Source organism: Embleya sp. NBC_00888, from assembly GCF_045207655.1.
Classification (GTDB): domain Bacteria; phylum Actinomycetota; class Actinomycetes; order Streptomycetales; family Streptomycetaceae; genus Embleya.
This window is the reverse complement of record NZ_CP108784.1, coordinates 7,275,646-7,289,784: the sequence shown is the minus strand read 5'-3', so window position 1 is coordinate 7,289,784 and position 14,139 is coordinate 7,275,646. Positions and strand designations below refer to the sequence as shown.

Annotated in this window: 12 protein-coding genes; 4 read left to right on the top strand and 8 right to left on the bottom strand. The window is 74.3% G+C overall.

The annotated features are described in order from the left end of the window. Positions 1-130: 130 nt before the first annotated feature. A complete protein-coding gene (locus OG948_RS30985; protein ID WP_406300377.1) occupies positions 131-739 on the top strand; it encodes a YitT family protein in 609 nt (202 codons plus the stop codon). Positions 740-795: 56 nt separating this feature from the next. On the opposite strand, the gene OG948_RS30980 is transcribed toward OG948_RS30985, so the two are convergent. Together OG948_RS30980 and OG948_RS30975 are read right to left on the bottom strand one after the other, a co-directional pair. After that, positions 796-2,418 carry an amidohydrolase gene (locus OG948_RS30980; protein ID WP_406299602.1) on the bottom strand — a complete coding sequence of 541 codons (1,623 nt, stop codon included), beginning with the start codon at positions 2,416-2,418 and terminating at the stop codon, positions 796-798. A 199-nt stretch (positions 2,419-2,617) separates the two neighbouring features. Further along, on the bottom strand, positions 2,618-3,058 hold the full coding sequence (locus OG948_RS30975) for an Lrp/AsnC family transcriptional regulator (RefSeq protein WP_406299601.1): 441 nt from the start codon (positions 3,056-3,058) through the stop codon (positions 2,618-2,620). A 151-nt stretch (positions 3,059-3,209) separates the two neighbouring features. Here OG948_RS30975 and OG948_RS30970 point away from each other — a divergent pair, with 151 nt between their 5' ends. Together OG948_RS30970 and OG948_RS30965 are read left to right on the top strand one after the other, a co-directional pair. After that, a complete protein-coding gene (locus OG948_RS30970; protein ID WP_406299600.1) occupies positions 3,210-4,175 on the top strand; it encodes a tyrosine-type recombinase/integrase in 966 nt (321 codons plus the stop codon). Between the two features lie 187 nt (positions 4,176-4,362). Continuing rightward, positions 4,363-4,734 (top strand): hypothetical protein, encoded by a 372-nt coding sequence (locus tag OG948_RS30965; RefSeq protein WP_406299599.1) that lies wholly within the window; start codon positions 4,363-4,365, stop codon positions 4,732-4,734. Between the two features lie 142 nt (positions 4,735-4,876). On the opposite strand, the gene OG948_RS30960 is transcribed toward OG948_RS30965, so the two are convergent. From OG948_RS30960 to OG948_RS30935, 6 genes are all read right to left on the bottom strand, one after another. Then, the gene (locus OG948_RS30960) at positions 4,877-5,368 is read right to left on the bottom strand and encodes a MarR family winged helix-turn-helix transcriptional regulator (RefSeq protein ID WP_406299598.1); all 492 of its coding nucleotides are present in this window, start codon (positions 5,366-5,368) and stop codon (positions 4,877-4,879) included. 186 nt (positions 5,369-5,554) lie between these two features. Then, on the bottom strand, positions 5,555-6,703 hold the full coding sequence (locus tag OG948_RS30955; protein ID WP_406299597.1) for an acyl-CoA dehydrogenase family protein: 1,149 nt from the start codon (positions 6,701-6,703) through the stop codon (positions 5,555-5,557). A 215-nt stretch (positions 6,704-6,918) separates the two neighbouring features. Beyond that, the gene (locus OG948_RS30950) at positions 6,919-8,034 is read right to left on the bottom strand and encodes a M24 family metallopeptidase (RefSeq protein ID WP_406299596.1); all 1,116 of its coding nucleotides are present in this window, start codon (positions 8,032-8,034) and stop codon (positions 6,919-6,921) included. A gap of 50 nt (positions 8,035-8,084) precedes the next feature. After that, positions 8,085-8,945: a DUF3050 domain-containing protein gene (locus tag OG948_RS30945; protein ID WP_406299595.1), complete on the bottom strand. Its 861-nt coding sequence runs from the start codon at positions 8,943-8,945 to the stop codon at positions 8,085-8,087. A gap of 197 nt (positions 8,946-9,142) precedes the next feature. After that, entirely contained in the window at positions 9,143-10,252 is a 1,110-nt protein-coding gene (locus OG948_RS30940; RefSeq protein WP_406299594.1) for a CaiB/BaiF CoA transferase family protein, read from the bottom strand. Positions 10,253-10,389: 137 nt separating this feature from the next. Continuing rightward, complete coding sequence (locus OG948_RS30935) at positions 10,390-11,565, bottom strand: PucR family transcriptional regulator (RefSeq protein ID WP_406299593.1); 1,176 nt, start codon at positions 11,563-11,565, stop codon at positions 10,390-10,392. A 682-nt stretch (positions 11,566-12,247) separates the two neighbouring features. Between OG948_RS30935 and OG948_RS30930 the strand changes: the two genes are divergently transcribed. Continuing rightward, positions 12,248-14,047, top strand: a complete 1,800-nt coding sequence (locus tag OG948_RS30930; RefSeq protein WP_406300376.1) for an AAA family ATPase — start codon at positions 12,248-12,250, stop codon at positions 14,045-14,047. The last annotated feature ends 92 nt before the right edge of the window (positions 14,048-14,139 follow it).

Here is a 14,139-nt window from a genome sequence, read left to right as displayed (position 1 = left end):
CGGTGTCGACGATTCTTTCACCGTTGGCTCTTTTTTGGCAGTCCGGTAAAGAACGAGGTGCACGGTGGCTTGGTCGTGGGTCCGGCGCTTGGTCCAGTTGTATGCGGGGCTCACGCTCTACGGGTTCAGCATGGCGTTGATGATCCGGGCCGAGTTGGGCCTGGATCCGTGGGACGTGTTCCATCAGGGCCTCGCGGAGCGCACCGGATGGAGTTTCGGCGTGGTGACGATCGTGGTCGGCGCCGCGGTACTGCTGCTGTGGTGGCCGATGCGGCAGCGCCCGGGTCTGGGCACGGTGAGCAACGTGTTCGTGATCGGCATCGCGGTGGACGCGTCGCTGCGGTGGCTGCCCGCGCCGGAAGCGTTGGGTTGGCGAGCGGCCTTCGTGGTCTTCGGGGTGGTCCTGAACGCGGTGGCCGGCGGCGCCTACATCGGCGCGCGGTTGGGCCCGGGACCCCGGGACGGCCTGATGACCGGGCTGGTGCGGCGGACCGGGCGCTCGGTGCGGCTGGTCCGGACCGGCATCGAGGTCACCGTGCTGGCGGTGGGCTTCGTGCTGGGCGGGTCGATCGGCCTGGGCACCGTGGTGTACGCGCTGGCGATCGGGCCGTTGGTGCAGGTCTTCCTGCCCCTGCTGACCGTCCCGGAGCGACCGCGCGCGGCCGAGGTCGGGCCCGGCGCGGCGGGCGAGGCGGGATCGGCCCACCACGGGACGCCGGAGCCGGCCCCGGCCGCCTAGGGCGGGTCCCGGGACGGACCCCGGGGCCGCTCCGGGGTCGGCGTCCGCGATCGTGCTCACGCCTGGTCGAGAGCTCCCTCGGCCGTGTACACCGCGGTGCCCCGAACCGCGGTCCGCAGGCAGCGCGGCAGCGGCAGGTCGGGGGCCAGGTCGGGCAGCCCCGGGGTGCCCGAGCGCGGGTCGGTGGACCAGCCGGAGAGCCGGCTGTCCGGTGCCTGCACGACCAGTTCGGTGGTGTCCCACACCGCGTAGGTGGCGGGTGCGCCGGGCACCAGGACGCCGGCGTCGTCCCGGCCGACCGCGCGGTGGCCGCCTCGGGTGTGCGCGGCGAACGCGGCGCGCACGCTGATGCGTTGCTCCGGGGTGCGGTGGAAGGCGGCGGCGCGCACCGTGCCCCACGGGTCGAGCGGGGTCACCGGCGCGTCCGACCCGAACGCGAGCGGCACGCCGGCGGCGCTCAGCGCGGCCAACGGGTTCATCAGCGCGGCGCGTTCGGCGCCCAGGCGGCGAACGTACATGCCGTCCGGGCCGCCCCACGCGGCGTCGAAGGCGGGCTGTACGGAGGCGGTCAGGCCCAGTTCGGCGAAGGCCGCGACGGCTTCGGCGTCGAGCAGTTCGGCGTGTTCGACCCGGTGCCGCAGCGCGCGGAAGGCCGCGCCGTGCGGGCCCTGGATCAGCGCGCGGGCGGCGGCGGTGACCGCGCCGATCGCGGCGTCGCCGATCGCGTGGAAACCGGCCTGGATGCCGGCCCCGGTGCACGCGGCGAGGTGCTCGGCGACCTGCTCGGGGGCCAGGTGGGTCAGGCCGGTGCCGGCACCGGGGTCGTCGGAGTAGGGCGCGTGCAGGCACGCGGTGTGCGAGCCGAGCGAGCCGTCGATGAACAGGTCGCCGCCCAGTCCGTGCGCGCCCAGGTCGGCGCGCAGCGTGCGGGCGTGCTCGGCGTCGGCGGCGAGCGCGCCCCAGTAGCCGACCACGTCCGGGCCGGCCTCGTCCCGGGCCAGGGCCAGCAGCGCCCGGAAGTCGGCCTCGCCGGCGATCTCCGGCCCGCCGCACTCGTGCAGCGTGCCGATGCCCAGCGCCGCCGCCCGGGCCCGCGCGACCCGCTGCGCGGCGACCCGATCGGCCGCGGTCAGCGCGGCGTTGGCGGCGGCCCGCGCGACGTGGTGCACGGTGCCCGCCAGGGGCGCGTCGCCGTGCTCGCCCGGGACCAGCGCGAGCAACGCGGGCGAGCACGCGGCGGAGTGCACGTCGATCCGGGAGAGGTAGACGGTGGCGCCGCCGGTGGCCCGGTCCAACTCGGCCGGAGTGGGCGGCCGTCCCTCGGGCCACGCGCTGTCGTCCCAGCCGTGCCCGAGCAGCACGTGGCCGGCTCCGAACAGGCCGCGCCGCTTGGCGTGGTCCTCCAGCGCGGAGAGCGCGTACGTCAACGAGGGCGCGCCGGTCAGGTCCAGGCCGGTCAGCGCGAGGCCGGTCGCGGTGGCGTGCACGTGCGCGTCCACGAACGCGGGGGTGACCAGGGCGCCCGCGAGGTCGAGCACGGCGTCGACGGCGTCGACATGGGCCGCGGCGGCCCCCTCGGCGCCGATCCAGGCGATGGTGTCGTTCTCGACGACCATGGCGGTCGCGAAGGGATCGGCCGGACTGTGCACGGCGCCGTTGCGCAGGAGGAGCGTGGTCATGGGCACCAGTGTGGCCCGCCCGGATCGAACCCCGAGCCGGAGGTCACCCCTTCGGAGGTGTGACCCGCGCCGCGCACACCCACTCGGGTCCGGGCTGCTTCGTCGACGGCCGCCCCCGCGCGGTCCTCCCGGATCGGCGCGGGCGGTCCGCCTGGGATCACTCGGGCGGTTCATTCGGGTTCGGCGCGGGCGAATCCGTTCAGAATCGGGGCGCGCGGGCCTCGTAGGGCGTCGACAACACCACCGTCGTACGGGTGGACACGCCCGCCTGGAGCCGGATCCGGGCCAGCAGCGTCTCCAGGTCGCCGGGGGCGGCGACGCGGACCTTGAGGATGTAGCTCTCGTCGCCCGCCACGCTGTGGCACGCCTCCAACTCCTCGAGGTCCGCCAGGCGCTCGGGAGCGTCGTCCGGGGCGCTGGGGTCGATCGGCTTGACCGAGATGAACGCGGTCAACGGCAGCCCGATGGCCTCGGTGTCGACCACGGCGGCGTAGCCGCGGATGACCCCGCGTTGTTCGAGTCGGCGCACACGCTGGTGTGCGGCCGAGGTGGACAGGCCGGTGGCCTTGCCCAGGTCGGTGTAGCTCATCCGCCCGTCGAGCAGGAGCAGTTTGACGATCTGTCGGTCGAGGTCCTCCACACGATGAACCTATGGCATGGCGACCTCGCGTGGCGCCGTGCGGGCGGTTCGGAGGCCTTCGGCGGGCCCGGCGGGCCTCGGGGCGCGCCGCGGGCACCGGGTCGGTTGGCGATCGGGGTTGATCGTCGGTGGCCGTGGTTACAGTGCCCCCATGGCCGATCAGGACCGTGCTCCCGCGCTCGATCAGCTCGACCGTGCCCTGCTTCGGGTCACCGCGCGGGCCGACACCTCCGCCGCCCGGGCTCGGCAACTGCGGTGGGTGGTGGGCGAGTTGCGCCGAGCGCTGGTCCAGGAGGGTTTCCCGCCCGAGGCGCGCGCCTCGCTCGCGGCGCTGCTGTCCGCCGATCCGATGCGGCGTTATCTGGAGTTGGCGGGCAGCGGCCGGTTGCGCACCCGCGCGGTGGCCGGCGACGGCGTCTCGACGACGGCGAGCATTCGGGTGCGGATGGACTGTCTGGAGATCCTGGCCCGGGCCGGATCGGTGCCGATCGCCTTGCCCGAACGCCCCGCGATGCCCGAACTCAAGCCGCCGGTGGGCGCCCGGCAGCGCTCGTTGCTGCTGGACTGGCTGACCGCGCACGCCGATCGCTCCGGCGCCGACCCGGGCCGGGTCCGGCTGTTCGCGCTGATCGGCGTCGTCCTGGACACCGGCGCCCGGGCGGGCGAGTTGTGCGCGCTGCGGCTGACCGACCTGGCGCCCGACGAGCGCACGGTGCGCATCGTGCGGCGCCCGCAGGCGCGCTCGATCAACCCGGCGGTGACCGAGGTGTTGCCGCTCTCCGGCCCCACCCGCGCGGCGTTGGCACGCTGGTTGGACGTACGCGAGGAACTGGTGCGGCACGTACAGGGGTCGGTGGCCGCGGTGTGGGTGTCGGTCCGGGGCAACCACGCCGGGGTGCCGGATCGGGACGGGAACTCCCGACGCCGGCCGGTCGGGATGCCGCTGATGCCGCGCGGGCTCGCCCGCGCCTATACGCGCACGGTGGTGCAGTTGAACGTGGACATGGCCGGGCGGCCGGGATGGGAGCCGATTCCCTATCGGCTGGAGCAGTTGCGGCGGGCGGTCGAGTTCGAGCCCGTGCCGGGGCCGGAGGCCGCGGACGGCGCCCGGGCGTGAGCGTGTTCGGCATGACCCGACCGGGGCGCGGGCGCGGTACGGCGCGCCGACCCGGCCGGTGGCGATGCCATCCGTTTCGCGCGTCGCGCGAATTGGGCTCGGATGAGTACTGCAACGTTCCGGTCGGGCGCACTATCGTCGGCGGAGCGCGCCGTCACCGCGGCGCTGTGGCGACAGGGGGAGCCCCATGAGTATCGCCGTAGACGTGCCCGCGGGTACCGGGGCACGCGGTCCGATCGCGGACTTCGACGACGCGTTCGAGTTCGAGCCGGACGGGGACCCGTCCGCCGCCGCGACCGCGCGTCGGGCGTGCCCGGAGTGTGCGGTCGTGCTGGTCGTGGACGTGGCCGCCGACGGGGCGACGGTGCCGGATCACGCGGTGTGCCCCAGCGCGCGGGATCCGTTCGGGATACGTTCCTGCCCGGGCTCGGGCGCGGTGTTCGGGGACTCGCTCGATCGGGCCGGCTCCGCGACGCCCGAGCCGCTGCCACGGCCCGCGGTCACGGTGTTGCCGGCGGGCCTGGACTGGCGCGCCCAGCCGTTCTCGCACACGTTGTGAGCCACCGGGTCCCGCTCCGGGCCCGGGCGTCGATTCGACCGGCCTTCGAAGCCGACCGCATGCGCACGTGGGCCGCCTGCCTCCCGCACCGCGTGCGGACCCGGCCGACCGCACCGCGTGGGAAGCCGGCCGACCGCGCCGCTCACTCCCCGTCGCCGACGGCCCCGCCCTCGTACGCGCCCATCGTGCGCACGAACATCGCCCGGTCCTCGGGCGAGAGCGGGTCGAACGCGCGACGCCAGGCGTCGGCGCCGTTCGCCAGCCAGCCCTCGATCGCCGTCCGGGTCTGTGGGTCCTCGGTGATCGCCACGATCGACCGGCGCCGGTCGCTCGGGTCGGTGTGTCGCTCCAGGACGCCCTGTCGGCCGAGGTCGCTGACCATCAGGCTGACCGTGGTCGGGGCCACCTCGAGCCGCGCGGCCAGGTGGTTGACCGACATCGGGCCGTCGAAGAGCAGGTAGGCCAGCAGCGACAGATGTCGCGGGGCCAGGTTCATCGACTGCAACCGCTCGGGGATCCGGGTGCGCTTGAGCCGGGCCGCCACCCTCGGCATCAACAACAACATGGCCCGAATCGCCTCGTCCGTGCTCAGGCCGTCCTCGGCCGAGGCCCCCGGGGTACGCTCCGTCGTCACGCCCGCCGCCTCCTCGTGCTCGACCCGCGCGGCTTCGGATGCGAAGCGCGATCCCCCGGATCACGCAACCGTACCCGACCCCCGCCGCCCGATCCGAAAGGCCACAATCCGCCCCGTGCCGACCCGCCCGCTCCCCGGCGCCGACCCGCCCCGGCCCCGGGCCGCACGCCGGCCGGCGCCTCCGGATCATCCGTTCAGCAGCAAGTCCCGGGCGATGACCATGCGTTGGATCTGATTCGTGCCCTCGACGATCTGCAGGCACTTGGCCTCGCGCAGGTAGCGCTCCGCCGGGAAGTCGGTGGTGTACCCGTAGCCGCCCAGGACCTGCACGGCGTCGACCGTCACCCGCATCGCGGCGTCCGTGCAGAAGAGTTTGGCCATCGCCGCCTGGCGGCCGAACGGCAGGCCCGCGTCGCGCAGTCGCGCGGCGGACAGGTACAGCGCGCGGCCCGCCTCGATCGCGGTGGCCATGTCGGCGAGCATGAAGCGGATGCCCTGCTTGTCGGCGATCGGGCCGCCGAACTGCGAGCGGTTCTTGGCGTAGTCGCTCGCCAGGTCCAACGCGGCCTGGGCAACGCCGGTGGCACACGCGGCGATGCCCAATCGGCCGCAGTCGAGCGCGGCCAGCGCGATCGGGAAACCCTGGCCCTCGGCGCCGATCCGCCGTTCGGCCGCGATCCGGGCGCCGTCGAGGTGGATCTGCGCGGTGGGCGAGGACCGCATCCCCATCTTGTGCTCGGGCGCGGCGGCGGACAGGCCCGGCGTGTCGGCGTCGACCAGGAACGCGCTGATCCCGCGCGAGCCGTCGGGCGAGGTACGGGCGAGCACGGTGTAGAAGTCGGCCACCCCGCCGTGCGTGATCCACGCCTTGGTCCCGGTGAGCACGTACCCGTCGGTCGCGGCCAGTGCCTTGGTGTTCAGCGCCGCGGCGTCCGAGCCCGAGTGCGGCTCGGACAGGCAGTACGCGCCGAGCAGGTCGCCGGACAACATCGCGGGCAGGTGCGCGGCCCGTTGCTCCGGCGTGCCGAAGGTCGCGAGCGGGTGACACGCCAGCGTGTGCACCGACACCCCGAGGCCGACCGCCAGCCAGCCGGCGGCGAGTTCCTCGAGCACTTGGAGGTAGACCTCGTACGGCTGGTCGCCGCCGCCGTATTCCTCGGCGTACGGCAGTGACAACAACCCGGCGGCGCCCAGGGTCGCGAACACCTCGCGCGGGAAGCGTCCGGCGGCCTCGTCGGCGGCGGCCCGAGGGGCGATCTCGCGGGCGGTGATCTCCCGGGTGAGGTCGAGCAGGGCACGGGACTCGTCGGTGGGCAGAGTGCGCGTGAGGGCCATGGGACGTCCTTCCGTGCGGTCCGGAGGTGGCCGGATCCGGCGGTGGCCGGCGGCGGACCGGGTGGGGTTCGCCCCCCGGCCGTTGCGCACGATCGTACGGCGCCGCCCCCACCCGCGTCCGACACCGACGCGGCCCGCGCCCCGAACGCCGGCCGGCCGCGGCCGGATCCGGGTTCGAAGGCGGCGGGCCGCGGCCGGTGCCACCACGAACGGCCCTACAGCACGGCCAACCCGTGCGGACGCACGTTCATCGGGTCGGCGCCGCTCTCGCCGCAGACCACGATGTCCTCGATGCGCGCGCCGTGCGCGCCGGGCAGGTAGATGCCGGGCTCGATCGAGAACGCCATGCCCGGCTCCAGGGGCAACGTGTTGCCCTGGACGATGTACGGGTCCTCGTGGCTCTCCATGCCGATGCCGTGACCGGTGCGGTGGATGAAGTACTCGCCGTAGCCCGCCTCGGTGATGATGTCGCGACCGACCGCGTCGAGCTGCTCGCAGGTCAACCCGGGCCGGACCGCCGCGAGTTGGGCGGCCTGGGCGCGCTCGAGCACGTCGTAGTAGCGGCGGAACTCGGCGGGCGGTTCGCCGACGCTGTAGGTACGCGTCTCGTCCGAGCAGTAGCCGTCGGCGGTGGTGCCGCCGATGTCGACGACGACCACGTCGCCGGTCTCGATCACCCGGTCGGAGAGTTCGTGGTGCGGGCTCGCGGCGTTGGGGCCGGAGCCGACGATCACGAAGTCCACTCGCACGTGGCCCTCGGCGATGATCGCGTCGGCGATGTCCGCGCCGACCTCGCGCTCGGTGCGGCCCGCCCGGAGCCAGTCGCCCACGCGCGCGTGCACCCGGTCGATCGCCGCGCCGGCCCGGCGCAGCGCGGCCACCTCGGCGGCCGACTTGCGCATCCGCAGTTCGCGCAACACGTCGCCGGCGAGCGACTGTTCGGCGGTGGGCAGAGCGGCGCGGAAGGCGAGCACCTTCTCCGCCCACATGTGGTTGTCCAGGCCGACCCGGGCCACGCCGCGCGGCAGTCGGCCCGCGATCAGCGCGTACGGGTCCTCGGTCTCGCCCCAGCCGGCCACGTCGATGCCCAGCTCTCCCGCGGGCGACGCGAGGGCGGCGGGCTTCTCCAGGCCGGGTACGACGAGGAAGGGTTCGGCGCCGACGGGCACCACCAGGCAGGTCAGGCGCTCCAGCGGGAGCGCCTCGTAGCCGGTGAGATAGCGCAGGTCGGCGCCGGGCGAGATGAGCAGGGCGTCCAGTCCCGCGTCGGCGGCGGCCTTTTGGGCGCGGCCGAGGCGGTCTGTGGGGTGCGGGGCTGCGTCGTGGGTCACGTGCCCAACATATGACACGTCACACGGCCCCGGGCAAGGCCGAGGGCGTTTCAGCCGGTTCCGGTACGGGCCGCGTCGATCGCGGCGCGCACCGCGTCCCACAGGTCGGCGCGGGCGCGCAGCGAGACGGTGACGGTGCCCGCGCTCTCGCGCCACGCGCGGGCCGGGTCCGAGGTGGCGGCGCACAACCGGCCGAGCAGGCGCAGCGCCATCGGGCCGTGGTCGTCGCCGTCCACCTCGATGTGCCGGGCCAGGTATTCGCCGAACACCGCGAGCCGGCCCTCGTGCAGGTCGTCGAGCGCGGTGAGGTGGTCGAACATGCGCGGGATGAGTTCCTCGCGACCGAGCGCGAAGGACGCGGCGACGCAGTGCAGCGGCGCGTGCTCGACCACCTGCCAGGTGCGCGTGACGAACGCGGCGGCCCCGGCGGGCGCGCCGCACGCGGCGACCGCCTCGGGCACCGGGACCCCGTCCGCGAGCAGGCCCAGGAAGCGGCGGGCCGGTCGGGTGTCGGCGCCGGCCCCGTCCATCGCGGCGAGGTAGAGCTCGAAGTGGCTGAGCGGGCCCAGCGACGTGGTGTCGCTCTCCTCGCCGAGCACGATCTCGTTGACCATCCGCCGGATCTCCGCGTCGCCGCGCGGCACCCACGGGATCTCCACGCAGGTCAGGTGCCGTTGCAGGCTCTTGAGCAGGGACATGAAGTCCCAGACGGCGAACACGTGGTGCGCCATGAACACCCGGATGGCGGTGAGGTCGGTGAGGTCGCGGTAGACGGTGTGCCGGAGCACGCGTTGCCGCACCGGGGCGGTCTCGCCGAGCAGCCTCGCGATGGGGTCGGCGTTCGTCGCGCGCGCGTGCGGGACGGTGGTGTCGATCGTGCCGATGTTGCCGGTGAGCGTGGTGGGGTCCATGGTTCCTCGCGTGTGGTCGGCGGCTGCGGCTACCGATCGTAGAGAGAGCGCTACGCGTCGAAACATTTGTCGCGCAATACCCGGCGCGCGGGGCACGGGCGTGCCATGATGCGCGCCGCGCGCGCGAGGTCCGCCGAACGACCGCGGCTTCGGGCGGAGTTCGGGAGGACTTCGAGTGGCTCCGGGTCCTGCTCCGGTCAGCCCTCGGGAGCGAGCTTCGCGGCCTCGTCCGGGGTCAGACCCCAGGTCTGAAGCAGGGCCCCGTCCAGGCGGCCGGAGGCGTCGCCGACGAGCGAGGGCGTGCCCGAGAACCGGGGAGCCGGCGCGGGCTGGAGGGTGCCGTCGGGGCGCACGAAGGTGTCCCGGGCCCGGTTGTGCGGGTGCTCGGCGGCCTCGTCCCAGGTGAGCACCGGGGTCACGCACGCGTCCGTCGGCTCGAAGATCGCGGTCCACTCGTCCCGGGTACGGCCGGCGATCACGGCGGCGAAGCGTTCGCGCAGGAGCGGCCAGCCGGCCCGGTCGTTCTGCTCGGGCAGGTCCTCGTCGGCGAGCCCGAGACCGGCCAACAGCAGGGCGTAGAACTGCGGTTCGATCGCGCCGACGGCGAGGTGGCGACCGTCGGCGGTGGTGTACACGTCGTAGAACGGAGCGCCGGTGTCGAGCAGGTTGCCGCCGGGCTCGCCCGCCCAGCCGCCGAGTCCGCGCATCCCGTGGATGAACGCGCTCAGCGTCGCCGAGCCGTCCGTCATGGCCGCGTCGACGACCTGCCCCTGCCCGGTCGTACGCGCCGCCAGCAGCGCGGCCAGGATGCCGAAGGCGCAGAACATCGCGCCGCCGCCGTAGTCGCCGACCAGGTTCAGCGGCGGCACCGGGCGCTCGCCGGCGCGGGCGAAGGAGTGCAACACCCCGGAGATCGAGATGTAGTTGATGTCGTGCCCGGCCCGCGGCGCGAGCGGCCCGTGCTGGCCCCAGCCGGTCATCCGGGCGTAGACCAGCGCGGGGTTGCGCTCCAGGCAGGTGTCCGGGCCCAGCCCCAGCCGCTCGGTGACGCCGGGGCGAAAGCCCTCGATCAGCACGTCGGCTCCCTCGACGAGCCGCAACACCGAGTCCCGCGCGGCGACATCCTTGAGATCGACCTCCAGCGTGCCCAACCGGCCGCGCCCGACCACCATCGAGGGCATCGTCGCGCCACCGGGCCGATCCACCCGGATGACGCCGGCCCCGGCATCCGCCAACATCATGCCGACGAACGGCCCGGGCCCGATCCCGGCCAGCTCGACCACCTTGACGCCATCCAGCGCACCCATGCCCACTCCCCACGCCACGCCCAATTGCCTGGCACAGTCAAGCAGACCGCCCGCGCCGTGTCGCGCGCTCGGGCCGGCCCGTTGCGCCGGGCCCGCGCCGGGGTCGGCGCGCCGGGCACACCCGCCCGCCCGCCGGGTCAGCGGCCCTGCATGCGCACGATCTGGAGCGCGATCATCAGATTCAGCCGCAGGTGCGGGTCCTGGGTGAACGGCCCGAGCAGGCGCTCGAGTTTGGTGATCCGATAGCGCAGCGTGTTGTAGTGCACGTAGAGCCTGCGGGCGGTCTCGGCCACGTTCAGGTTCGTGTCCAGCAGCGCCTGCAACGTGTTGCGCAGGTCCGCCGCCTCGGGATCGCGTGGATGCGCGAGCGAGCGCAACGCCTCGCGCGCGAAGCGGTCCAACTCGCTCGGGTCCGGAATCAGGCTCAGCAGCCGGAAGACGCCGAGTTGATCGAAGTCCGCCACCGCGCCCGGTCCGTGGATGCGCCGTCCCGCCGTCACCGCGCGCCGCGCCTGCTCGTACGCGGCCGGCAGCGCGTCCAGCGATTCCGCCGGGCGGCTGATGCCGGTGGTGAACGAACGGACCACCGAACCGCAGTCGGCGTGCACCACGGCGGCGAGTTCGGCGACCACGCGCGCGGACTGGCCGTCGTCGGGCGCGCCGAGCAGGGCCACCACCTCGCGCGGGTACGCCGCGACGGCCGCCTCGGGGGCACGGGCGCCCAGGACCGTGGACCACGCCAGGGCGAGCGCCTCCTGACCGGCCCGGATCGCCCGCGCGTCGCCGCTCGCGGCGGGCGGATCGGGCTCGGCGACCACGACCAGGAGACGGCCGCTGGGCAGCGCCGTCCAGCCGGTGAGGTCGGTGCTGCGCCCGGTCAGCAGATCGCGCATCAGGTCGCTGCGGTACTTGACGTCCGAGGCGGCCTGCGCCAGCCGGCCCGCCAGGCCGATCGCGGTCTCCACGAGCGGACGCCCGGCCTGACGCCCGACCTTCGCGGGAGTGGCGGCCCCGGCGGAAGCCGCGGCGGGGGCGGGGGCGGACGCGGCGGATCCTGCCTGCGCGGGCACCGGCCGCCGGTCGCCGTCCGCGTCCCACGCCGTCGACGCCCCCGCGACCCGAGCCCTCGGCATCAGTCCCGACTCCGGCGCACTGGCCCCGCCGCCGACCGCCTTGCGGCGCCGCGGCGGCAGCCGTCGCGGCGCGGCCCCCACCACCGCCGCACGACCGCTGCCGCCACCGCTCTTGTCACCGGGACGAAGCGATGGCTCGCCCCCGGCTGCCGTTCCGCCCGCGTCCCCGAGGTTGCCCATATACCGACCGTAGCGTTACGAACACGAGCCCGTCAGCACCATGGAGAGCGCGCGGGCAGTGCACACCCGGAGTGCGCGGGGCGCGCGATCCCCGATCGGGTCGTTTCACGAAGATCACGTTCCGTCCGGAGATTTCCCGGCGTGGCGTCCTTGACCGTTGTGTCCGGATCGCCATAGCTTGCGGTCCAGCGGCAGCGCCGGAACCCCCGCCGGCCCCGCGTCGAGACGAAGCCTCCGGTCGTTCCCCCGCGGCCGGAGGCTTCCTCGTACCGCGCCGGGTCGATCGGCACCCACCCCGCCGATCCGCGGGCTCCCGCCTCACCACCGGCACACCTCCGACGACGGCACCCACCACCCCAAATACCGTTCGCCCCTCGGATTGCCGGGCCTCGCTCGGTACGATGCGCGGGGACGAACGCGTGGCGAGCCGGACACCATCCGTGACCGCCTCGCACGAGACGGCGTGACGGGCAGCGGAACGGGAGAGGCTCTAAGGGGCGTCGCCGATCGGGCGGAATGGACGCACCGGGATTCATCGGCAGCGGGCCGACATCCTCTCGAAGTCCCCTGGGGGACACGGGCACGCGGAGAGGACCGGCCGGGGGAAGGGGGGTCCACCGTGGGACAGACCGATCGTGGCGCACGCACCGGAAGTCCGGCCGAACTGGCCTGGTTGCGCGGCATGGACGCCTACGTCGCCGGCGAATACGGCCAGGCGGAGGTGCAGTTCCGAGCCGCGGTCGAGGCCGACCCGGGCATGGCCGACGCGTGGCTGGGCCTGCACGCGCTCAAGGTGGAGGTGGCCGCCGCGGTGGTGGCCATGCACACCCATCGGGAACGCTTCGGCGAGCAACGCGCGAAATACGGCCGCCCGCTCAACTCCTGGTACTGGCTGGGCTGGTGGGTGCAACTGGTCCTGGAGACCCCGCGCGACCTGGCCCTCGCGCACGCCTCGCACTGGTTGGACGGGCGCCATCTGCCCGAACTGGACGCGGCGTTGGCCCTGTGCCCGCCCGCCGAACAGGACGCGGCCACCCGCTTCCTCCTCGCCTGCCGGGCCTATCTGGGCAAGGACTGGCAACAACTGCTGCGACACACCGCCGGCCTGGACGACGACGCGCTGCTCGGCGTCGAGGCGGGCCTGTTCGCGGGCATGGCCCGGGTGCGCCTGGGGCTGTACGCCAAGGCCGAACAGGTGCTCGCCACCGCCCTGGTGCGCTGCCGCTCGGAGCACCCGCAGCGCAAGGAGCTGCGCTACTGGCTCGCGCGCGCGTACGAGGAGACCGGCCGCACCCCGGCCGCGCTGCCGCTGTACCGCGCCGTGCACCAGGCGGACCCCTCGTTCATGGACACCGCCGCGCGGCTGTCCTCGCTGGCGGCCGGCGAACCGCTGGACGAGTACGGCGGGATGACCGCGCGCCTGGCCGGTCCCGTGGTCGGCCGGGGCCCGCTCCCGGACGTGTTGCCGCCGATACCCGCGACCGCTCCCCCGCCGGCCGGGCCGCCGCCCGCCGCCGAGGTCGAGCGCGAGCCGGACCCGATCCCGGACGGCGCCGACGCCGAATCGCAGCCGGACGCGGACGTTCGGGCGGCCGGCCGATCCGCGCCGATGCGACCGGCCGCCGCCCCCGAGGAACTCGCGCTGGTGCTCGCCGAATTGGAGTCGATGGTCGGCCTGGAGCCGGTCAAACGCCAGGTGCGCGCGTTGTCCGCGCAGATGCGGATGGCCCGGCTGCGCGAGGCGCAGGGCCTGCCCGCGCAGGCCCCCAAGCGGCACTTCGTCTTCTCCGGCCCCTCCGGCACCGGCAAGACCACCGTCGCCCGGCTCCTCGGTCGGGTCTTCGCCGCGCTGGGCCTGCTGGAGAGCGACCGCCTGGTCGAGGCCCAGCGCTCCGACCTGGTCGGCGAGTACCTGGGCCAGACCGCGGTCAAGACCGGCGAGTTGATCGACTCGGCGCTGGGCGGCGTGCTGTTCGTGGACGAGGCGTACGGCCTGACCAACGTGGGCTACTCCAAGGGCGACGCGTACGGCGACGAGGCGCTCCAGGTGCTGCTCAAGCGGGCCGAGGACGACCGGGACCGGCTGGTGATCATCCTGGCCGGCTATCCGGAGGGCATGGACCGGCTGCTCACCTCGAACCCGGGCCTGATGTCGCGGTTCACCACCCGGGTCGAGTTCCCCTCCTACGGCGCCGAGGATCTGGCCCGGATCGCCGAGGTGATGGCGGCCGGCGGCGGCGACACGTGGGACGAGGACGCGGCGGCCGAACTGCGCAGCATCACCGGCCACGTACGCGAACAGGGCTGGATCGACGAGCTGGGCAACGCCCGCTTCGTCCGCACCCTGTACGAGAAGTGCTGCATGTACCGGGACGTGCGGCTGGTGGAGCTGGCGGAGGGTCCGGACCTGGCCGAGCTGACCACGCTGCGCCTGTCCGACCTCTTCCAGGCATACGGGGATCTGGCCGACGGCCGGGGATAGCCGGGCGAGGCACGGGTAGGGCTATCCGATCATCGCTTTTCGACCGTCGGGCGGATGCTACGGCATGCGCCGGGCCGCCGGACGAGCAGGAC